This is a genomic window from Mycolicibacterium brumae (genome assembly GCF_025215495.1).
Lineage (GTDB): Bacteria > Actinomycetota > Actinomycetes > Mycobacteriales > Mycobacteriaceae > Mycobacterium > Mycobacterium brumae.
Map to the genome: position 1 here is coordinate 923661 of NZ_CP104302.1, position 20750 is coordinate 944410.

At 70.5% G+C, this 20750-nt stretch carries 16 protein-coding genes; 9 read left to right on the top strand and 7 right to left on the bottom strand.

Going from position 1 to position 20750, the window contains the following annotated elements; translation table 11 throughout:
* The gene (gene ku / locus L2Z93_RS04745) at positions 1–798 is read right to left on the bottom strand and encodes a non-homologous end joining protein Ku (RefSeq protein WP_090586886.1); all 798 of its coding nucleotides are present in this window, start codon (positions 796–798) and stop codon (positions 1–3) included.
* Between the two features lie 45 nt (positions 799–843).
* On the opposite strand from ku, the gene L2Z93_RS04750 reads away from it, so the two are divergent.
* Positions 844–3093 carry an ATP-dependent DNA ligase gene (locus tag L2Z93_RS04750; protein WP_090586884.1) on the top strand — a complete coding sequence of 750 codons (2250 nt, stop codon included), beginning with the start codon at positions 844–846 and terminating at the stop codon, positions 3091–3093.
* Here the strand turns inward: L2Z93_RS04750 and L2Z93_RS04755 are convergent.
* From L2Z93_RS04755 to L2Z93_RS04765, 3 genes are read right to left on the bottom strand one after another with little or no spacing between them, the layout of a single operon-like run.
* Positions 3081–4928 carry an oligopeptide ABC transporter ATP-binding protein OppD gene (locus tag L2Z93_RS04755; protein ID WP_090586880.1) on the bottom strand — a complete coding sequence of 616 codons (1848 nt, stop codon included), beginning with the start codon at positions 4926–4928 and terminating at the stop codon, positions 3081–3083. The two genes, L2Z93_RS04750 and L2Z93_RS04755, sit on opposite strands and share 13 nt — an antisense overlap.
* Positions 4925–5833, bottom strand: coding sequence for an oligopeptide ABC transporter permease OppC (locus L2Z93_RS04760; protein ID WP_090586877.1), 909 nt, complete (start codon positions 5831–5833; stop codon positions 4925–4927). The genes L2Z93_RS04755 and L2Z93_RS04760 overlap by 4 nt, the downstream gene beginning before the upstream one ends.
* On the bottom strand, positions 5830–6807 hold the full coding sequence (locus tag L2Z93_RS04765; protein WP_090586874.1) for an oligopeptide ABC transporter permease OppB: 978 nt from the start codon (positions 6805–6807) through the stop codon (positions 5830–5832). The genes L2Z93_RS04760 and L2Z93_RS04765 overlap by 4 nt, the downstream gene beginning before the upstream one ends.
* Before the next feature lie 139 nt (positions 6808–6946).
* On the opposite strand from L2Z93_RS04765, the gene cysD reads away from it, so the two are divergent.
* Genes cysD through L2Z93_RS04790 form a run of 5 tightly spaced genes read left to right on the top strand, consistent with a single transcriptional unit; the run spans position 6947 to position 13746 of the window.
* On the top strand, positions 6947–7876 hold the full coding sequence (gene cysD / locus L2Z93_RS04770; protein ID WP_090586871.1) for a sulfate adenylyltransferase subunit CysD: 930 nt from the start codon (positions 6947–6949) through the stop codon (positions 7874–7876).
* Positions 7876–9744 (top strand): sulfate adenylyltransferase subunit CysN, encoded by a 1869-nt coding sequence (gene cysC / locus L2Z93_RS04775; RefSeq protein ID WP_090586869.1) that lies wholly within the window; start codon positions 7876–7878, stop codon positions 9742–9744. The genes cysD and cysC overlap by 1 nt, the downstream gene beginning before the upstream one ends.
* Positions 9745–9769: 25 nt before the next feature.
* Positions 9770–10249 (top strand): Rrf2 family transcriptional regulator, encoded by a 480-nt coding sequence (locus L2Z93_RS04780; protein WP_090586867.1) that lies wholly within the window; start codon positions 9770–9772, stop codon positions 10247–10249.
* Positions 10250–10258: 9 nt separating this feature from the next.
* Complete coding sequence (locus L2Z93_RS04785) at positions 10259–12316, top strand: transketolase family protein (protein ID WP_234786029.1); 2058 nt, start codon at positions 10259–10261, stop codon at positions 12314–12316.
* A complete protein-coding gene (locus L2Z93_RS04790) occupies positions 12313–13746 on the top strand; it encodes an FGGY family carbohydrate kinase (protein ID WP_090586861.1) in 1434 nt (477 codons plus the stop codon). The genes L2Z93_RS04785 and L2Z93_RS04790 overlap by 4 nt, the downstream gene beginning before the upstream one ends.
* On the opposite strand, the gene L2Z93_RS04795 is transcribed toward L2Z93_RS04790, so the two are convergent.
* The 3 genes from L2Z93_RS04795 to L2Z93_RS04805 are packed head-to-tail and all read right to left on the bottom strand — an operon-like array spanning position 13747 to position 16556.
* Positions 13747–14622 (bottom strand): DUF4097 family beta strand repeat-containing protein, encoded by an 876-nt coding sequence (locus tag L2Z93_RS04795; protein WP_090586859.1) that lies wholly within the window; start codon positions 14620–14622, stop codon positions 13747–13749. It abuts the gene before it with no gap.
* Positions 14623–14634: 12 nt separating this feature from the next.
* Positions 14635–15279 (bottom strand): response regulator transcription factor, encoded by a 645-nt coding sequence (locus L2Z93_RS04800; RefSeq protein ID WP_090586857.1) that lies wholly within the window; start codon positions 15277–15279, stop codon positions 14635–14637.
* Positions 15267–16556 carry a sensor histidine kinase gene (locus L2Z93_RS04805; protein ID WP_234786028.1) on the bottom strand — a complete coding sequence of 430 codons (1290 nt, stop codon included), beginning with the start codon at positions 16554–16556 and terminating at the stop codon, positions 15267–15269. Before L2Z93_RS04805 ends, L2Z93_RS04800 begins: the two co-directional genes overlap by 13 nt.
* Before the next feature lie 96 nt (positions 16557–16652).
* On the opposite strand from L2Z93_RS04805, the gene L2Z93_RS04810 reads away from it, so the two are divergent.
* Genes L2Z93_RS04810 through L2Z93_RS04820 form a run of 3 tightly spaced genes read left to right on the top strand, consistent with a single transcriptional unit; the run spans position 16653 to position 20690 of the window.
* Positions 16653–17804, top strand: a complete 1152-nt coding sequence (locus L2Z93_RS04810) for a TDT family transporter (RefSeq protein WP_090586854.1) — start codon at positions 16653–16655, stop codon at positions 17802–17804.
* A 52-nt stretch (positions 17805–17856) separates the two neighbouring features.
* Positions 17857–19023, top strand: a complete 1167-nt coding sequence (locus L2Z93_RS04815) for an alpha-hydroxy-acid oxidizing protein (protein WP_202971896.1) — start codon at positions 17857–17859, stop codon at positions 19021–19023.
* Entirely contained in the window at positions 19020–20690 is a 1671-nt protein-coding gene (locus L2Z93_RS04820) for a glycoside hydrolase family 13 protein (RefSeq protein ID WP_090586851.1), read from the top strand. The genes L2Z93_RS04815 and L2Z93_RS04820 overlap by 4 nt, the downstream gene beginning before the upstream one ends.
* The last annotated feature ends 60 nt before the right edge of the window (positions 20691–20750 follow it).

A 20750-nucleotide genomic window follows, 5' to 3' on the forward strand; every position in this document is an offset into this window, starting at 1 on the left:
TTACTTCGCGCCCCGCTTCTTGACGCTCGCCTCCAGTTTCGCCAGCAGATCCGACACGTCGTCGCTCTCGTCGAGGTCGGTGGTGTGCTCCTCGATGGTGAACGATTCGCCGCTGGAAAGCTTGGCGGCCACCAGCTCACGCAGTTGCTCCTGATAGTCGTCGTGGAACTGCTCCGGCTCGAAGTCCGCGGCCATCGAGTCGACCACCTGACCGGCCATCTTCAGCTCCGCGGGTTTGACCTCCGGCGGCGTGTCCAGCGCCGGGAAGTCCGGGTCGCGGATCTCGTCGGGCCACAGCAAGGTGTGCACCACCATCACCTCGCGCTTGGAGAAGTCCATCACCCGCAGCGCCGCCAACCGGGTCTTGTTGCGCAGCGAGAAATGCACGATCGCCACCCGCTCGGCCTCGGCCAGCGTCCGGGCCAGCAGCGTGTAGGACTTCGTCGACTTGCTGTCGGGCTCCAGGAAGTAGCTGCGGTCATAGAGGATCGGGTCGATCTGGCTGGCCGGCACGAACTCCAGCACCTCGATCTCGCGGCTGCGCTCCTCGGGCAGGTTCGCCAGATCCTCGTCGGTGATCACCACCGACTGGCCGTCCTCGGCGGTGTAGGCGCGCGCGATGTCGCGGAACTCGACCACCTCGCCGCATTCCTCGCAGACCCGCTTGTAGCGGATGCGGCCGTTGTCCTTGCCGTGCACCTGGTGGAACTTCAGGTCGTGGTCCTCGGTCGCCGAGTACACCTTCACCGGCACGTTGACCAGGCCGAAGGCGATCGAGCCCTTCCAAATGGACCGCATAACACCAGTATTGCAGCGGAGAGGGGAGGTATAGGTTTGATCGCAATGGGTTCACAGGAGCCGAAGGTCACGCTGACCAACGCCGAGAAGGTGCTGTATCCGGAGACCGGCGCCGATAAGGCCGCGGTCTACCGCTATTACACGACCGTCGCCGAGGTGATGCTGCCGCACATCGCCGGCCGGCCCGCCACCCGCAAACGCTGGCCCAACGGCGTCGATCATCCGGCGTTCTTCGAGAAGCAGCTGGCCTCCTCGGCGCCGGCCTGGCTGCATCGCGGGTCGCTGAACCATCGCAGCGGTGTGACGGTGTACCCGATCATCGACAGCGTCGACGCGCTGGCGTGGATCGCTCAGCAGGCAGCGCTGGAAGTCCATGTGCCGCAATGGAGATTCGTCGACACCGTGCACGGGCCGGCGACCCGGCTGGTGTTCGACCTGGACCCGGGCGAGGACGTCGACATGGCGCAGTTGGCGACGGTCGCCCGCGCGGTGCGGGCGATGTTGTCCGATATCGGATTGACCGCCTACCCGGTGACCAGCGGCAGCAAGGGCCTGCACCTCTACGCGCCGTTCGCCGAACCGGTCAGCTCACACGGCGCGACGGTGCTGGCCAAACGCATTGCCCAGCAATTGGAATCCGATATGCCGTCGCAGGTCACCGCGGTGATGGCCAAGAGTCAGCGGGCCGGCAAGGTGTTCCTGGACTGGAGCCAGAACAGCGGATCGAAAACCACCGTCGCGCCGTACTCGCTGCGCGGTCGGCCCACCCCGACCGTCGCGGCCCCGCGCACCTGGGACGAACTCGACGATCCGGGCCTGCGGCAGTTGCGTTTCGACGAGGTGCTCGAACGCGTGGCCCGCGACGGAGACCTGCTGGAGGGCCTGGACAGCGACATTCAAGGCGACCGGCTCAGCGTCTACCGTTCCATGCGCGACGGGACCCGCACCCCAGAACCGGTTCCGCAGCAGCCACCCACCCCGGGCGCGGGGAACAGCTTCGTCATCCACGAACACCACGCCCGCCGGCTGCACTTCGATTTCCGGCTGGAGCGCGACGGGGTGCTGGTGAGCTGGGCCATCCCGAAGAATCTGCCGATGACCCCGGCGGTCAACCACCTGGCGGTGCACACCGAGGACCACCCGCTGGAGTACGGCGGCTTCGAAGGCGACATCCCCAAGGGCGAGTACGGCGCCGGGAAGGTGATCATCTGGGACTCCGGAACCTATGACACCGAGAAGTTCCGCGACGACGGCGAGGGCGGGGAGGTGATCGTCAACCTGCACGGCTCGAAGGTCACCGGGCGCTACGCGCTGATTCAAACCGGCGGCAAGAACTGGCTGGCGCACCGCACCAAGGACCAGCCGCAACCCGCGCCCGCCGACCTCGCGCCGATGCTCGCCACCCCCGGCTCGGTGGCCAAACTCAAAGCGGCACAGTGGGCTTTCGAAGGCAAGTGGGACGGCCACCGGATGCTGGTGGACGCCGACCACGGCACGGTGACATTGCGGTCGCGCACCGGCCGGATGGTCACCGCCGAATTCCCCCAGCTGCGGGACCTGGCCGCCGACCTGACCGAGCACCACGTGCTGCTCGACGGTGAGGTGGTGGCTCTGGGCGACGACGGGACACCGTCGCTGGGCGCGCTGCAGAACCGGACCGCCGCGACACCAATCGCGTTCTGGGCCTTCGACATTCTCTACCTGGACGGACGATCGCTGCTGAAAGCGAAACTGCGGGACCGCCGAAAGCTGCTGGAAACCCTGACCCAGGGCACGACTCTGGTTGTGCCCCCGCAACTCGACGGGGACGGGGCGCAGGCGCTGGAGGTGTCCCGGGACCGCGGTTGGGAAGGCGTCATCGCCAAGAAGTGGGATTCGACGTATCAGCCGGGCCGGCGGTCGGCGTCCTGGCTCAAGGACAAGAACTGGAAGACCCAGGACGTGGTGATCGGTGGCTGGCGGGTGGGCGACAACGGCCGGGCCGGGCGGATCGGCGCGCTGCTGATGGGCATCCCGGACGACGAAGGACTGGCCTACGCCGGACGGGTGGGCACCGGGTTCACCGAGAAGGACCTGAGCCGGCTCTCCGAACTGCTGGACCCGCTGAGCGCCCAGGAGAACCCGTTCAGCACCGAGCTCACCGGACCCGAGGCGGTCGGGGTGACGTTCGTGACGCCGACGCTGGTCGGGGAGGTGCGCTACGGCGAGCGCACCGCCGATGGCCGGTTGCGGCACTCCAGCTGGCGCGGCCTGCGCCCGGACAAACCGGCCGCCGAGGTCCGCTACGAAGGCTGACCGCGCTCGCCGCCCGGCACCGCCGCCAGCAGCTTGCGGGTGTAGTCGTGCTGGGGGTCGGCGTAGACCCGCTCGGCCGGGCCCTGCTCGACGATCACCCCGCGATGCATCACCACCACATCGTGGGCGAGGTGCTTGACCACCGAAAGATCGTGCGAGACAAACAGATACGACAGCCCCAGGCGGTGCTGCAGATCCAGCAGCAGATTCAGGATGCCAGCCTGGATCGACACGTCCAGCGCCGACACCGGCTCGTCGAGCACCAGGATCTGCGGCTGCAGCGCCAACGCCCGCGCGATGCCGATCCGCTGCTTCTGGCCGCCGGAGAATTCGGCCGGGTAGCGCCCGGCGTCGCGGCGATTCAGACCCACCAGCTCCAGCAGCTCGGCCACCCGATAGACCGTGTCGGCCTTCGAATAGCCGTGCGCCGCCAGCGGTTCGGCCAGCACGTCGGAGACCGGCAGCCGCGGGTCCAGCGCCGCCACCGGGTCCTGGAACACCACTTGGATATCCTTGCGCAGCGCGCGGCGGCCGGCGTTGGTCAGTTCCGCGACATCGTGGCCGAGCACCGTGATGGAACCCGATTGTGGCGCTTGCAGTTCCAGGATCTGGTGCAGGGTCGTCGACTTGCCGGACCCGGATTCGCCGACGATGCCGAGCGTGCGGCCGCGGCGCAACGCGAAGCTGATGCCGTCGACGGCGCGGACCTCCCCGACGGTGCGGCGCAGCACGGCGCCCTTGGTCACCGGATAGGACTTCACCAGGTCGGCCACCTCGATGACGACGTCGTGTTCGGCGGTGACCGGGCGGTCGTCGGGCGCGGTCGCCACCCCGTAGATATCGGCGGCGCTGCGGCCGGCGACCTCCTCGGTGCGGATGCACGCGGCGCCGTGGTCGGGGCCCACCGGCAGAAGGTCAGGTTCAGCGCTGCGGCAGTCGTCGATCGCCAGCGGGCAGCGCGGCTCGAACGGGCAGCCGATCAGCGGCTCGGACAGGTTCGGCGGCGCCCCGGGGATGGGCACCAACCGGGTGCCCTGCGGGGCGTCCAGCCGTGGCGCGGACCCGAGCAGTCCGGCGGTGTAGGGCATCCGCCGGGTGGGGTAGAGCTCGGCCACCGGGGCGGTCTCCACCGCGCGCCCGGCGTACATCACCACCGCCCGGTCGGCGAATTCGGAGACCACGCCCAGGTCGTGGGTGATGATCAGCACCCCGGCGCCGGTGACATCGCGCGCGGTCTTGAGCACGTCGAGGATCTGGGCCTGCACGGTGACGTCGAGCGCGGTGGTCGGCTCGTCGCAGATCAGCAGGTCGGGGTCGTTGGCGATGGCGATGGCGATCACCACCCGCTGCCGCTCACCGCCGGAGAGCTCGTGCGGGAAGGCCCGGGCGCGCCGCTCCGGATCGTTGATGCCGACCAGCTCCAGCAGTTCCACCGCGCGCCGCCGGGCCGCCCGCCGCGACTCCCGGCGGGGCAGATCGCTATGGGTCCAGATGGCCTCGGCGATCTGCTCGCCGACCGGGTAGACCGGCGTCAGCGCCGACATCGGATCCTGGAACACGGTGCCGATGGCCTTGCCGCGAATCGCCGACATGGCGGCGTCGTCGAGCCCAAGCAACTCCTCGCCGCGCAGCCGGACCGAGCCGCTGACCTCGGCGTACTCCGGCAGTAGGCCGATCACCGCCATCGCCGACGCGGATTTCCCCGACCCGGATTCACCGACCACGGCCACCACCTCGCCGGGGGCCACGCTCAGGTCCACCCCGCGCACCGCCGCCACCGCGGCGCCGTCGGTCGGGAAGGTGACCGCCAAGTCCCGGACATCCAGCAGGCTCACCGGCGGCCTCCCGCGCGGGCCCGGCGCAGCTGCTGCGATCCCGGGTCGACGGCGTCGCGCAGCCCGTCGCCGATCAGATTGGCGCACAGCACGATCGCCACCAGCACCCCGGCCGGGAAGAGGAACACCCACGGGAAGGTGGTGGCCGATCGGGTGCCGTCGGCGATCAGCGTGCCCAGCGAGATGTCGGGCGGTTGGATGCCGAAGCCGAGATAGCTCAGCCCGGTTTCGGCCAGGATCGCCAGTCCGACGTTCAGCGCGGTGTCGATGATCAGGATGGAGGCGACGTTGGGCAGGATGTGACGCACGATGATCTGCCGGTTCGGCACCCCCAGATAGCGGGCGGCGGTGACGAATTCGCGCTCCCGCAGGCTCATCGTCATCCCGCGGACCATCCGCGAACTGATCATCCAGCTGAACGCCGACAACAGCACGATCAGCGCGAGCATGGTCGAACCGCCGTGGATCCGGGGTGTGACGATGGCGATCAGGATGAAGCTCGGCACCACCAGCAGCAGGTCCACGATCCACATCAGCGTGCGGTCCCGCCAGCCGCCGAAATAGCCGGCGATCGCGCCGACGGTGGCGGCGATGACGGTGGAGATGACCGCCACGCACAACCCGATCAGCATCGATTTCTGCATGCCGCGCAGCGTCAGCGCCAGGATGTCCTGGCCGAGGGCGTTGGTGCCGAACCAGTGCGTCGCGCTCGGTGGTTGCTGCAGGTTGTAGTAGTCCAGGTCGGTGTGGCTGTAGGGCAGCACCGACGGCAGCGCGTAGCAGGCGATGAACATCGCGACCAGCAGCACCAGCGACACCACCGCCGGCCGGTTGCGCAGGAACCGGCGGCGCACCAGCGCGCGGCGGGAGGTGAAGCCCTCCTCGGCGGGTTCGGTGACGGTCATCGCACCCGCACCCGGGGATCCAGCGCGGCGTAGACGATGTCGGACAGCAGCCCGGCGGCCAGGATGGCCGCGCCGGAGAAGACCGTGATCGCCGCGATGATGTTGGTGTCCTGGGTGGCCACGCCCTGCACCACCCATTCGCCCATGCCGTGCCAGCCGAAGATCTTCTCGACGAACACCGCGCCGGTGACCAGGCCGCCGACGCTGTAGGCGAACAGCGTGGCCATCGGGATCAGCGCGGTGCGCAGCCCATGCTTGAACAGCGCCTGACGCCGGGTCAGGCCCTTGGCGCGCGCGGTGCGGATGAAGTCCTGGCCTAGCACGTCGAGCATCGCGTTGCGCTGATAGCGGCTGTAACCGGCGGCCGCCACCAGCGCCAGGGTCAGCGACGGCAGCACCAGGTGCTGCGCCCGGTCCACGAACTGCGGCCACCAGCCACCGCCGACCGTCGGGGAGGTCTCGCCGATGTACTCGAAGATCTGCACGCCGGCCACCGAGTTCACCTGCAGCGCGGCCAGGATCAGCAGGTTCGCGATGACGAAGGTGGGCGCGGACAGCAACAGCAGCGACACGATGGTGATCACCCGGTCCGAGAGCCGGTACTGGCGCACCGCGCCCCACGCGCCCAGCAGCACCCCGGTGACGGTCCCCAGCACGCTGCCGATGACCAGCAGCCGCAGGCTCACCCCGATCCGCCGGCCCAGTTCATCGGCCACCGGGTGCCCGGCGACCGTGGTGCCGAAGTCGCCGTGGGTCACCCCGGTCACCCAATGCAGGTAGCGCATCGGGATCGGCCGGTCCAGCAGCAGTTCGGCGGCCTTGGCGTCGATGACGTCCTGCGGTGGCCGCGGATTGCGCTGCAGCAGCGCGTCCAGCGGGGAGAAGGTCAGCGAGGTCAGGCAATAGGTCAGAAACGACGCCAGCACCAGCAGCAACAGGTAGTTGAGGAGTCGGCGCAGCAGGAACCGCGTCATCGGCGGCCGCCCTCTCCGGATCCCTGCACCCGGACCAGGGTAGGAGATGTCGGCGCGGACCCCGTGCCGACCGGCCGCAGCGGGCATATATCATTAATCAGGTAAATCTGACCAACATTGTCGGAGATTGATTGTCGCCATGAATGCGCCCGCCACCGCACCCCCGCAGACCGAGCCGCGTGAACTGAGCCACCTGCGCGCCCTGGAAGCCGAAGCCATCCACATCATCCGGGAGGTGGCCGCCGAATTCGAACGCCCCGTCCTGCTGTTCTCCGGGGGCAAGGACTCCATCGTCATGCTGCACCTGGCCATCAAGGCGTTCGCGCCGGGCCGGCTGCCGTTCCCGGTGATGCACGTGGACACCGGGCACAACTTCGAAGAGGTCATCGCCACCCGCGACGCGCTGGTCGCCCAGCACGGTATCCGCCTCGTGGTCGCCAGCGTGCAGGACGACATCGACGCCGGCCGGGTGGTCGACAACGGCCCGTCGCGCAACCCCCTGCAGACCGTCACCCTGCTGCGCGGCATCGCCGAGAACGCCTTCGACGCCGCGTTCGGCGGGGCGCGGCGCGACGAGGAGAAGGCCCGCGCCAAGGAACGGGTGTTCAGCTTCCGCGACGAGTTCGGCCAGTGGGACCCCAAGGCGCAGCGCCCCGAACTGTGGAACCTCTACAACGGCCGGCACCGCAAGGGCGAGCACATCCGCGCGTTCCCGCTGTCGAACTGGACCGAATACGACATCTGGGCCTACATCGGCGCGGAGGACATCACCCTGCCGTCGATCTACTACGCGCACAACCGCACGGTGTTCGAGCGCGACGGCATGCTGCTGGCCGTGCACGAGTACCTGCAGCCCCGCGAGGGGGAGCGGGTCTTCGAGACCTCGGTGCGCTTCCGCACCGTCGGCGACGTCACCTGCACCGGCTGCGTGGAATCCACCGCGGCCACCGTCGAGGAAGTCATCGCAGAGACCGCCGTGTCGCGGCTGACCGAACGCGGCGCCACCCGCGCCGACGACCGGATCTCCGAAGCCGGCATGGAAGACCGCAAACGAGAGGGCTACTTCTGATGAGCGCCCCCACCACCACCGCGCCCACCACCCTGCTGCGGATTGCCACCGCCGGGTCGGTCGACGACGGCAAGTCCACCCTGATCGGCCGGCTGCTGTATGACTCCAAGGCCGTCATGGAGGACCAACTCGCCGCCGTCGAACGCACCTCCAAGGAACGCGGCAACGACTACACCGACCTGGCGCTGGTCACCGACGGCCTGCGCGCCGAACGCGAGCAGGGCATCACCATCGATGTCGCGTACCGCTACTTCGCCACCGCCACAAGAAAATTCATCATCGCCGACACGCCCGGCCACCTCCAGTACACCCGCAACATGGTGACCGGGACGTCCACCGCGCAGCTGGCGATCGTGCTGGTCGACGCCCGCCACGGCCTGCTGGAGCAGTCCCGCCGGCACGCGTTCCTGGCGTCGCTGCTGGGCGTGCAGCACATCGTGCTCGCGGTCAACAAGATGGACCTGATCGACTGGGATCAGGAGCGGTTCAGCTGGATCCGCGACGAGTTCAACACCTTCGCCGCTCGGCTGGACATCCACGACGTCACCGCCATCCCGCTGTCGGCGCTCAACGGCGACAACGTGGTCAGCAAATCCGACAAGACGCCGTGGTACGACGGCCCCGCCCTGCTCACCCACCTGGAGCAGGTCTCCATCGCCGGGGACGTCAACCTCACCGACCCCCGCTTCCCGGTGCAGTATGTGATCCGGCCGCAGACTCACGAGCACGCCGATCACCGCAGCTACGCCGGCACGGTGGCCAGCGGCGTGCTGCGCCCCGGTGACGAGGTGGTGGTGCTGCCCGTCGGCCGGACCAGCACCATCACCGCGATCGACAGCCCCACCGGGCCGGTCGACGAGGCGTTCCCGCCGATGGCGGTGTCGGTCAGCCTGGCCGACGACATCGACATCTCACGCGGTGACATGCTGGCCCGGCCGGACAATCAGCCCGCCGTCACAACGGAATTCGACGCCACCATCTGCTGGATGTCGGACGCCGACGTGCTCGAGCCCGGCCGCGAATACGTCGTCAAGCACACCACCCGGACCACCCGGGCCCGGGTGACCGGTTTGAGCTACCGCCTCGACGTGAACACCCTGCACCGCGACAAAGCGGCCACCGAACTGCAGCTCAACGAGCTCGGCCGGGTCAGCCTGCGCACCCAGGCGCCGCTGATGCTCGACGAGTACTCCCGCAACCCCGCGGCCGGCTCGTTCATCCTGATCGACCCGGTCACCAATGGCACCGTCGCCGCGGGCATGGTCCGCGACACCGCGCCCGTCGAGCAGAACAGCGTCGCGCCGCACCGCGCGCACGACGCCACGGTGGAGCGGTCGGCGGCGGGACGCACCGTCTGGCTGACCGGACTGTCCGGTGCGGGCAAGTCCTCGGTCGCCACCCGGGTGGCCGAGCGGCTGGCCGAACACGGTTGCCCCGCATACGTTCTCGACGGTGACACGCTGCGCCAGGGGCTCAACGCCGACCTCGGGTTCACCGCCGAGGACCGGACCGAGAATCTGCGCCGGCTCGCGCACGTCGCGACCCTGATGGCCGACGCGGGCGTGACGGTGCTGGCCCCGGTGATCAGCCCGCTGGCCGAGCACCGGGCACTCGCCCGGGCGGTGCACGAGCGGGCCGGCATCGACTTCTACGAGGTGTTCGTCGACACGCCGCTGGCCGATTGCGAGAGCCGCGACCCCAAGGGCCTCTACGCCAAGGCGCGCTCCGGCCAGATCAGCGACTTCACCGGGATCGGCAGCCCGTATCAGCAGCCCACCGATCCGGACCTGCGGTTGACACCGGCCTCGACCGTCGACGAGCAGGCCCGGCTGGTGATCGACCTGATCGAAGACCTTCCCCGGGACTGACCGGCCGCGGCGAGAAGAGGCAGCCATGCGAATGTCGGCCAAGGCGGAATACGCCGTGCGGGCGATGGTCCAACTCGCCGCCGCCGAACCGGGGGCGGTGACCAAGACCGACGACCTGGCCCGGGCACAGGCGATCCCGCCGCAGTTCCTGGTCGACATCCTGGCGGCGTTGCGGTCGGACCGGCTGGTGCGCAGCCACCGGGGCCGCGACGGCGGCTACACGCTCGCCCGGGCGGCCACCGACATCAGCATCGCCGACGTGCTGCGGTGTATCGACGGGCCGCTGGCCAGCGTGCGTGACCTGGGTCTGGGGGACCTGCCCTACACCGGGCCGACGGCGGTGCTGACCGACGTGTGGCGCGCGCTGCGGGCCAGCATGCGCGCGGTGCTGGAGCAGACGTCGCTGGCCGACGTGGCCGCCGGCGCGTTGCCGGCCGAGGTCACGGCGCTGGCCGATGATTACCGTGCTCAGGAGTTGGCCCGCGGACGCCTGCCGGCGGGCTAGCCTGTCCTGGTGGCGGACCTCGACGCGGACGCGCTGCGGTATGCGCGGGTATTGCCGTTGGATGTGGTGCAGCACAAGGGTTCTGGGCACGCCGGCACTGCCGTCAGCCTGGCGCCGTTGATGTGTGCGCTGTTCGGCGAGTATTTGCGGCACGACCCCGCGGACCCGAATTGGCCGGGCCGGGACCGCTTCGTGCTGTCCTGCGGGCACACCAGCCTGTCGCTGTACCTGCAATTGTTCCTGCGTGGTTACGGCCTGGAGATGGCCGACCTCAAGGCCGCCCGCACTCTGGATTCGCTGACTCCCGGTCATCCGGAATTCGGGCACACCCCGGGCGTGGAGACCACCACCGGGCCATTGGGCCAGGGCATCGGCAACGCCGTCGGGATGGCGATGGCGGCCAGACGGGTCCGCGGGATGCTCGACCAGGATGCGGCCCCCGGCGCCAGCCCCTTCGACTACCGGGTGTGCTGTCTGGCCTCCGACGGCGACCTGCAGGAAGGCGTCAGCCACGAGGCGGCCGCGCTGGCCGGCCACCTACGGCTGGGCAACCTCATTCTGATCTGGGACGACAACCGGATCTCCATCGAGGGCCAGACCGCCATCGCGACCAGCGAGGATGTCAGCGCGCGAATGGCGGCCTACGGCTGGCGGATCGTCGACATCGACGATGGGGAGTCCGCGCCGGACCTGCGCGCGGGGCTGGATGCGGCGTTCGCCGGCACAGCGTCCGGGTTCGACGAGCGGCCGGTGTTCGTTCGGGTTCGCACCCGGATCGGCCACCCGATGCCCACCCTCGGTGGCACCGCCCGGGCGCACGCCGGCGCCCCGGGGGCCGAGGAGGTGGCGGCCGTCAAACGGGCGCTGGGCCTGGACCCGGAGCAGTCCTTCGCGATGCCCGAGGAACTCCTCGCGCACACCCGCGCCGCGGCGGCCGCCCGGGCCGCCCGGCTGCGCGACCCGTGGCAGCGGAGCTTCGAGCACTGGCGCGCGGCCCACCCCGAGCGGGCCGAGCTCTTCGAGCGGCTGCGGGCCCGCAGGCTGGTGCCGGGCTGGGACACGGGGCTGCCGCGCTTCGTGCCGGGGACCGCGTTGGCCACCCGGGTGGCCGGCTCGCAGGCGCTCGCCGCGCTGGGCGTCGCGGTCGAGGAACTGTGGGGAGGGTCGGCCGATCTCGCCGAAACCAACGGCAGCTGGACCGCCGACACCGGGTTCGATTCACTGCTGCCCCCGGGGACGGTCAGCGCCGAGTGGCCCGGGAACGAGAACGGTCGCATCGTGCACTTCGGCATCCGGGAACACGCGATGGGCGCGGTGCTCAACGGGATCGCCCTCAACGGCCTGACCCGGGTGTTCGGCGCCACCTTCTTCGTTTTCTCGGATTATCTGCGACCGGCGGTCCGGCTGGCCGCGCTGATGAACCTGCCGGTGCTCTACATCTGGTCCCACGACTCGGTGGCCGTCGGCGAGGACGGGCCCACCCACCAGCCCGTCGAGCACCTGTGGGCCTACCGCGCGATTCCCGGCCTCGCGGTGGTCCGCCCCGCCGACGCCAATGAGACCGTGGCTGCCTACCGCCAGATCTTCGCCGCCGATTCCGGGCCGACGGCGATGGTGCTGAGCCGGCAGGCGCTGCCGGTGCTGGACAACCTCGACGCGGTGGATTCCGGGGTCGCCCGGGGCGGCTACGTCCTCGTCGAGCCCGACAATCCACCCCGGTTGATCCTGATCGGGACCGGCTCGGAGGTTCAACTGGCGGTGGCGGCCGCCGCCACTCTCGCCGCCCGGGGCATCCCGACGCGGGTGGTGTCGATGCCGTGCCTGGAATGGTTCGATCAGCAGCCGCGCGCGTACCGCGACACGGTGCTGCCACCGCAGATCACGGCGCGGGTCAGCGTCGAAGCGGGCGTCGGCCAAGGCTGGCACCGGTTCGTCGGTCTAGCCGGTGAAGTCGTGTCGGTGGAAGGGTTCGGTCACTCCGGCGACGGCGCAGAAGTGATGCGCCGCAAAGGCATAACGCTGAAGGCGGTGCTCGACGCTGCGGATGCCGTGCTGGCCCGCCGATGACCGGGTGCTTCCTCGGAATCGATCTGGGCACCAGCGGGCTGAAGGCCGCGCTGCTTGGAACCGACGGCGCCGTGCTGGCCGTCGCCACCGCCGAGTACGGCTACGAATCCCCGCATCCGGGCTGGGCCCAGATCGATCCCGAGCTGTGGCTGCGCGCGGCGCGGCGCGCCGTCGGCGAGGTGCTGGACGCGGCCGGGCCCGCCGAGGTGCTCGCGATCGGTGTCGACGGTCAGATGCACGGCCTGGTGCTGGTCGACGCCGACGGGGAACCGGTGGCGCCGGCGTTGCTGTGGCCCGACAATCGGGCCAGTGGCCTGCTCGAGCGGTGGCGGCGGGTCCCCGACGCGCAATCGCTGCGCGAGTTGCTCAACCCATTGGCGGCGGGGATGACCGGCCCGATGCTGGACTGGGTCGCCCGGGAATGGCCGGAGCGGTACGCCTGCGCGCGAAAAATGTTGTGCCCCAAAGACTGGCTGCGCAGTCGCCTGATCCCCGGCGTGTTTGTCAGCGACCCATCGGACGCCTCGGCGACGCTGCTGTGGAACGCGGTGAACGACGACTGGCATCACCGGTTGGTGGGACAACTGGGCTTGAACCACGGGCTGCTGCCCGAGGTTCGGCCCTCCGCGGAGGTCGCGGGTGTGTTGGAATCCGGCGTCACCCGCGACTGGGGATTGCCGGCCGGGGCGCCGGTGACGGTCGGCGCCGGAGACGTCGCCGCGACGCTGGAGGCCGTCGATTCCCCGGCGTTCGAGCTGTCGATCGTGCTCGGTTCCGGGGCGCAGGCGCTGTCCTGGGAGCCGGGCGGCCGGCCGGGCGCCGAGCCGGATCGGCCGGTGCGCTTCCACACCTATCGGGCCGCCGACGAGCGACGCTACGCGATGGCGGCGTCGCTGAACGGGGGACTGGTGCTCGGGCATGCCCGCACCCTGCTGGGCATGTCCTGGCAGCAGCTATTCGCGTCACCTTTTCTTGAATTGGCCGTCGACGACCCGCTGTTCCTGCCATTCCTATTCGGGGAGCGGGTGCCGACACCGATCAGCGCCGGGCACTGCTCCTGGACCGGGATCAACTCCTCGACCACACCAGAGATCCTCGCCGCAGTCGCCGTCGAAGGCGTGCTCTTCGGCATCCGGCGAGCGGTCGAATCGCTGCCGGACACCGGTGGTGGGGTGCAACTCGTCGGCGGCGCCGGCTCGAACCCCCGCGTTCGGCAATTGCTGGCCGACATCCTCGACCGTCCGGTCACCGGACGCGCAATCCCCAACGCCACCGCGGTCGGCGCCGCGCTGCTGGCGGCGCGGATGGCCGGTGTCGAGGTCACCCTGCCGCAGGACGGCGCCCCGGCGGTCGCCGAACCCTCGGGTTCAGCCGACGACCGGTACCGGCGTTTCCTGGCGCAAACCGAACAGATCACCGCCGGGGCCTGATCAGGGGCGGCTCTGCACCGTCACGTCGCCGCTGCCGGACCGCGCGGTCACATTGGCCCGAGCGGCGCCCGGGTCGAACGCCTGCGGCACCCGGATCTCGGTGCTGCCCCGGTCGGAGGCCGCGGTCACCGCGAACGGCCCATCGCCCGGCAATCCGATCTGCACCTCCCCGGCGCCGGTGCTGACATCCACCCGGCGCGGCGGCGTCCCGCGGAAGTCGACCTCGATCTCTCCCTCGGCGCTGTTGGCGGTGAACGAATCGCGCACGCTGATCGGGCCGCGACTGTGCACCACGCCGTGCTGATTGCGGATGTCCATCGCATTGGCCGACCCGCGCAGCAGCACCGCGCCGTTGTCGTTGCGGGCGTTGAGCCGGTCCAGATCGGCGTCGACCTGCAGGGCGCCGAAGCGCTGACCGATGGTCAGCGTCATGGCGCGGGCGGTCTCCGGCGGCAACACCAGGGTCAGTTCGCCGGCCCGGGCCCACCGCAGCCAGCCGTCGCGTTCACCGCTCAGGCTCAACGTGGCGCCGTCGTCGCTGAGCCGCAGCGCCGGCCGGCCGGCGCCCAGCGCGGTGACGTAGCGGACCTCGGCCCGCGGTGCGGTGGCCTGCGGATCGGCGGTGACCTGCAGTGAGATCGGCAGGTCGCCGACGTTCACGGTCAGCGCGCGCAGCCCCGCGGGCAGGTCGACGTCGTCGGCGGCGGCCCGGCTGCTGCCGATCCCGGCCGCCGCGGCGCCGAGCACGCCGACGGCGCCCAGGCAGGCCAGCGCGGCGACCAGAACCAGCACGGCCCGGATCGCGCCGCGGGACCCGCCGGTCGGGGCCGGCGGCGCCGGCGGGTGGTCGGGGGTGACGGTCAGGGTGTCGGTCATCGTTTTCTCCGGTCAGGAATCGAGGTAGCGCAGCACCGCCAGCACGCGGCGGTTCTCGCTGTCATCGGGGGTGAGGTCGAACTTGGCGAAGATCGAGGCGATGTGCTTCTCGGCCGAGCCGGTCGAGATGTTCAGCGCGCCGGCGATGGCCGAGTTCGTCTTGCCCTCGGCCATCAGCTGCAGCACCTCGCGTTCCCGCGGGGTCAGCGCGTCCAGCGGGGCGCGGTTGCGGGTGCGCACCAGAATCTGGGTGACCACCTCCGGGTCGAGCACGGTCCCGCCGGCGCCGACGGTGGCCACCGCGTCCAGGAACTCCGGGACGTCGGCGACGCGGTCCTTGAGCAGGTAGCCGAACCCGCGGGTGTCGGCGGCGATCAGTTCGGCCGCGTACCGCTCCTCCACGTAGTGCGAGAGCACCAGCACCGCCGAGTCCGGGTTCTGGCTGCGCAGCAGCGCCGCGGCCCGCACCCCCTCGTCGGTGAACGTCGGGGGCATCCGGACGTCGACGATCACCAGGTCGGGCCGGGTGTCGTTGACCACCCGCAGCAGGTCGGTGGCGTCGGCGACGCCGGCGGCGATCTCGTGTCCGGCGTCGGCCAGGATGCGTTCCACCCCGGCCCGCAGCAGCGCGGAATCCTCGGCGATCACGATTCGCATGGCAGCACCGCCGTCACGATGGTCGGTCCGGTGGCGGGGCTGGACACGGTGAATTCGCCGCCGGCCGCGCGCACCCGCTCGGCCAGGCCCCGCAGCCCGGTGCTGTCCGGATCCTCCCGGGCGCCCGCGCCGCCGCGGCCGTCGTCGTAGATCGACACATGCAATCGGTGGGCGAGCTCGTCGAGCCGCAGGGTCATTACCGCCCGGGTGGCCTTCGCGTGCCGGACCACATTGGTCAGCGCCTCGGCCACCACGAAGTAGGCGACGGCCTCGGTCTCGGCGGGCAGCCGCCGGGGCAGGTCGACATCGAGGTGGGTCGGCACCCCGGAGCTCTGGGCGCGCTGCGCGACCGCGGACAGCGCGGCGTCCAGGCCGCGGTCGGCCAGAATCGTCGGGGCGATGCCGCGCACCACGTCGCGTAATTCGGCCAGCGCCAGCTTCGCGTCCTCGTGCGCCTCGGCGATGAGCACCTTCGCGGCCGGGGGATCGGTGTCCAGCTTGGTCTGGGCCAGCCCGATCGTCATGGCCAGCGCGACCAGCCGCGGTTGCACGCTGTCATGCAGGTCGCGTTCGATTCGGTACCGCTCGGTTTCGGCCGAGGACACCGCGCCCGCCCGGGCGGCCGACAACGCGTGCACCCGATGCTGCAATTCTTCGGTGTCCGACGGCGCCAACAGCCGGCGGTCGATGCGGATGTCCAGCGCCGGCGCGTAGACCAGGATCGCCACCGCCAGGACCAGCGCGACCAGCGCCAGCAACCAGGCCAGCCAGATCGGCAGGAACCACAGCCCGACGGCCGGGTCGCTGCCACTCACCGCGATCGCCGCGGCGGGCGCCAGGAACGCGAAGGTGGTCAGCGCGAACGCGACGCCCACCGCGAGCATGTCGTAGCCCATCCGCAGGTAGTGGTGCGCGAAGGCCTTCCAGAACCACGCGCTGGACAGGTCCAGCCACAGTTGGTGCGCCCAGCCGGCGAACCCGTCCCGGTCGGTCCGCGGCCGCAACCCGGCCGGGATGCCGAGACCGAACACCGCCTCGCTGCGCGCCCGCTCGACCCGATCCACCCAGCGGATCACGTAGACGAACGCGACGCCGGCCAGCAGCGTGCCGATCACCGACGGGATCGATGAGACGGCAATGACCATGAGCCCCAGTGGAATCCAGAACCAGACCAGGGCCAGCGCGGCGCCGGTGATCATCGACGCGGTCGGGACGATCCCCAGCTGCGCGGGCAACCGGATGGTGGTGCGGGGGCGGGTTTCGGTGACGACAGCCATGCCTCCACGGTAGGGACGCGTGAGCGGCGGCGGTACGGCGTTATCCCGACAATCATCCGGGGGATAACCCCCGCCCGGAGTAGCCTCCGGTGGATCATGGCAGCTGATGATCCCGCGCCGGCGACGCCGTCGCCCGTGACGCCCGGTGTCGAGGTGCTCGGACGGATCGGCCCCAACTGGTTCGCGCTGGTGATGGGCACCGGGATCGTGGCGACCGCGGGGGCGATCCTGCCGGTCCGGATCCCCGGCCTGGAGACCTTCGTCGACGTGGTCTGGGTGATCTCCGCGGTGATCCTGGTGGTGCTGATCCTGGTGGTGGGTCTGCACTGGTTGCGGCACCCCACCGTCGCCCGCACCCACGCCCGCAACCCGCAGATGGCGCACTTCTACGGCGCCGCGCCGATGGCGCTGAGCACCGTGGCCGCCGGCGCGATCCTGGTCGGCCCGGACCTGATCGGCGAGCGGGTCGCGATCGACCTGGCCTGGGTGCTGTGGACGGCCGGGCTCATCGGCGGGTTGTTCACCGCGGTGAGCATCCCGTACCTGATGTTCACCCAGCTCAACGTGACTCCGGACGCGGCGTTCGGCGGCTGGCTGATGCCCGTCGTCCCGCCGATGGTGTCCGCGGCAGGCGGCGCGCTGCTGATCCCGCACATGGCGCCCGGAACCGGCCGGGAAACGATGCTCTACGGCTGCTACGCGATGTTCGGGCTGTCGCTGGTGACCTCCTTGATCATCATCACCATGATCTGGAGCCGGCTGGTGCTCTACGGCACCTCCGGCAGCGCCCGGATCCCGACGCTGTGGATCGTGCTCGGACCGCTGGGGCAGTCCATCACGGTGGCCGGGCTGCTGGGCGCCCAGGCCGGCGCGGTGGTGTCGCCGGAACTGGCCCAGGGCATGGCGGTGTTCGGGGTGCTCTTCGGCGTCCCGGTGTGGGGATTCGCGGTGCTGTGGATCGCGCTGGCGCTGTCTCTGACGGTGCGCACCATGCGCCGCGGAATGCCGTTCGCGCTGACTTGGTGGAGCCTGACCTTCCCGGTCGGCACCTTCGTCACCGGCACCACCCAGCTTGCGGCGCACACCGGGCTGCCGGCGTTCGAGGTCGCCGCCGTCGGGTGCTACGTCGTGCTGCTGGGCACCTGGCTGCTGGTGGCGGTCCGCACCGCGGGCGGCGGCCTGCGCGGGCAGTTGTTCGGCCCGCCGGCGAGCGGTCCGGTCGCGGTGGGCAAGGACCCCGCCCGGTAGCGCGCACGCACGTAGGGTGGATCCGACCGCTGACTCGGGAGCATGGGTGACAATCAATTTCGGCGCGTACCAGTACGAGATCTATTTTCAGGGCCTCACCGGGGTGTTGCCCGAACTGCCGATGACCTACCCCGAGTTGGAGGCCCGGGCGTCGAGTGCGATGCCACCGTCGGTGTGGAACTACGTGGCCTGCGGCGCCGGAGATGAGCGCACCCAGGACGCCAATGTCGCCGCGTTCGCCGGGTGGGGGCTGATGCCGCGGATGCTCGTCGGCGCCACCGAACGCGACCTGTCGGTCGAGTTGTTCGGAACCCGTTGGGCGGCGCCGGTTTTCCTGGCCCCCATCGGAGTGACCGGATTGTGCGCGCCGGACGGCCACGGCGATGTGGAGGCCGTCCGCGCCGCAGATAAGACCGGTGTGCCGATGTGCGTGTCCACCCTGGCCGAGGACCCGCTGGAGACCGTCGCCGCCGAATTCACCGAAACCCCAGGCTTTTTCCAGCTCTACTGCCCGACCGACCGGGACATCGCCGAAAGCCTGGTGCGCCGCGCGGAGGCGGCCGGCTACGCCGGCATCGTCGTCACCCTGGACACCTGGCTCCCGGGTTGGCGGCCGCGGGACCTGCGCACCGCGAACTTCCCGCAACTGCGCGGCCACTGCCTGATCAACTACACCACCGACCCGGTGTTCCGGGAGAAGTCCGGATTCACCGAGGGCAGCAGCCAGCGCGACGCGGTCCCGTTCTGGGCGTCCATCTTCGGGCGATCGCTGACCTGGGACGACCTGGTGTGGCTGCGTGAGCTGACCAAACTTCCGCTGATCCTCAAGGGCATCTGCCACCCCGACGACGCCCGGCGCGCCATCGACTACGGCGCCGACGCCATCTACTGCAGCAACCACGGCGGCCGGCAGGCCAACGGCGGACTGCCCGCGCTGGATTGCCTGCCCGCGGTCCGCGAGGCCGCCGGCGACGTGCCGGTGCTGTTCGACTCCGGGATCCGCAGCGGCGCCGACGTCGTCAAGGCGCTCGCGCTGGGCGCCACCGCGGTGGGCATCGGGCGGCCCTACGTGTACGGCCTGGCCCTCGGCGGCACCGCCGGCGTGGTGCACGTGCTGCGCTCCCTGCTGGCCGAGACGGACCTCATCATGGCCGTCGACGGCTACCGCAGCCTGGCCGACCTGACCCCGGAGGCGATGCGGCGGGTGTCGACCCGATGAGCTGGTGGCAGCACGCGGTCGTCTATCAGGTGTACATCCGCAGCTTCGCCGACGGCAACGGCGACGGCGTCGGCGACATCGCCGGGCTGACCGCGCGGCTGCCGTACCTGGCCGACCTCGGCGTCGACGCGCTGTGGATCAACCCGTGGTACCCGTCGCCGATGGCCGACGCCGGCTACGACGTGGCCGATTACTGCGGCATCGAGCCGGATTACGGAACCCTGGAGCAGGCCCAGGAGTTTCTGGCCGCCGCGCACCACGCCGGACTCAAGGTGATTCTCGACATCGTCCCCAACCACACCTCCGAAGCGCACCGCTGGTTCGCCGCGGCGCTGGCCGACGCGCCCGGCGCCCGGGAGCGCTACCACTTCCGGCCCGGCCGGGGTCCCGACGGGTCGCAGCCACCGAATGGTTGGCAGAGCGTGTTCGGCGGGCCGGCCTGGAGCCGGGTCGCCGACGGCAGCTGGTACCTGCACCTGTTCGCCCCCGCCCAGCCGGACCTGAACTGGGAACACCCGCAGGTGCGCGCCGAATTCGAGCGGGTGCTGCGGTTCTGGTTCGACCGCGGGGTGGATGGGTTCCGGATCGATGTGGCCCACGGCCTGGTCAAGGCCCCCGGGCTGCCCGATCAGGCGCCAGAAGCCGACGCCGAGGGCGACCCGGCGATGCTGGACGGCGCGGCGCATCCGGCCTGGGACCAGGACGGAGTGCACGCCATCTACCGGGGCTGGCGCGCGGTGGCCGGCGAGTACCTGCCCGAACGGGTGTTCATCGCCGAGGCGTGGGTCGCCGACAACGACCGGCTGGCCCGCTACCTGCGGCCCGACGAATTGCACACCGCGTTCCAATTCGACTTCCTGCGCGCGCCGTGGCGGGCGTCGAGCCTGCGGGCGGTGCTCGACGACGCGATGGCCGCGGCGGCCGGCGTCGGCGCCCCACCGACCTGGGTGCTGTCCAACCACGACGTCACCCGCACCGTCACCCGGTACGCCCGCTCCCAGCCGCCGCACCTGGTCGGCGCCGACTGGGAGCGTCGGCGCTGGGCGCAGGAGCAGGCCGACCACGAGTTGGGCCGGCGCCGCGCCCGGGCCTGCGCGCTGCTGCAGCTGGCGCTGCCCGGCACCGCCTACATCTATCAGGGCGAGGAACTCGGTCTGGAGGAGGTCGAGGAGCTGCCCGACGAGGCTCGCCAGGACCCGACGTTCGTCCAATCCGGCTTCGCCGACGTGGGCCGCGACGGTTGCCGGGTGCCGTTGCCGTGGTCCGGACACGCCGCGCCGTACGGGTTTTCCCCGGCGCCGGTGGCGACCTGGTTGCCGCAGCCCCCGCATTGGGGCGCGCACTCGGTGGCCGCGCAACGCGATGACCCGGAATCGTTTCTGGCGTTGTACCGGGCCGCGCTGGCGTCGCGTCGGGAGCACTGGTTGGCCGCTGGGGCGCTGCAGTGGTTGCCGTCGCCGCCGGACGTCCTGGCGTTTTCCCGCGGTGACCTGCAGTGTTGGGTGAACACCTCGGATCATCCGGTGTCGTTGCCGTCGTCGTCGAAGGTGCTGCTGTCCTCGACCACCGGGGCTCTCGGGTCGGCGACGGGGGAGTCGACGGCGCTGCCGGCCGACTCCGCCGTGTGGCTATGCCGGTCGTCGCGGCGACACGCGGCAGAGTCTTAGCGATAAATTAAAATTCAATACGTCAACCCCTTAATGACGGGGTTTAGCTTTGGTAATCAC

Excerpts from the sequence above, each read along its gene's own strand:
- ku (WP_090586886.1), bottom strand. The coding sequence starts at position 798 with ATGCGGTCCATTTGGAAGGGCTCGATCGCCTTCGGCCTGGTCAACGTG.
- cysD (WP_090586871.1), top strand. The coding sequence starts at position 6,947 with ATGAATGCGCCCGCCACCGCACCCCCGCAGACCGAGCCGCGTGAACTG.
- L2Z93_RS04810 (WP_090586854.1), top strand. The coding sequence starts at position 16,653 with ATGGCAGCTGATGATCCCGCGCCGGCGACGCCGTCGCCCGTGACGCCC.
- L2Z93_RS04790 (WP_090586861.1), top strand. The coding sequence starts at position 12,313 with ATGACCGGGTGCTTCCTCGGAATCGATCTGGGCACCAGCGGGCTGAAG.
- L2Z93_RS04780 (WP_090586867.1), top strand. The coding sequence starts at position 9,770 with ATGCGAATGTCGGCCAAGGCGGAATACGCCGTGCGGGCGATGGTCCAA.
- L2Z93_RS04795 (WP_090586859.1), bottom strand. The coding sequence starts at position 14,622 with ATGACCGACACCCTGACCGTCACCCCCGACCACCCGCCGGCGCCGCCG.
- L2Z93_RS04805 (WP_234786028.1), bottom strand. The coding sequence starts at position 16,556 with ATGGCTGTCGTCACCGAAACCCGCCCCCGCACCACCATCCGGTTGCCC.
- L2Z93_RS04765 (WP_090586874.1), bottom strand. The coding sequence starts at position 6,807 with ATGACGCGGTTCCTGCTGCGCCGACTCCTCAACTACCTGTTGCTGCTG.
- L2Z93_RS04760 (WP_090586877.1), bottom strand. The coding sequence starts at position 5,833 with ATGACCGTCACCGAACCCGCCGAGGAGGGCTTCACCTCCCGCCGCGCG.
- L2Z93_RS04820 (WP_090586851.1), top strand. The coding sequence starts at position 19,020 with ATGAGCTGGTGGCAGCACGCGGTCGTCTATCAGGTGTACATCCGCAGC.
- cysC (WP_090586869.1), top strand. The coding sequence starts at position 7,876 with ATGAGCGCCCCCACCACCACCGCGCCCACCACCCTGCTGCGGATTGCC.
- L2Z93_RS04800 (WP_090586857.1), bottom strand. The coding sequence starts at position 15,279 with ATGCGAATCGTGATCGCCGAGGATTCCGCGCTGCTGCGGGCCGGGGTG.
- L2Z93_RS04750 (WP_090586884.1), top strand. The coding sequence starts at position 844 with ATGGGTTCACAGGAGCCGAAGGTCACGCTGACCAACGCCGAGAAGGTG.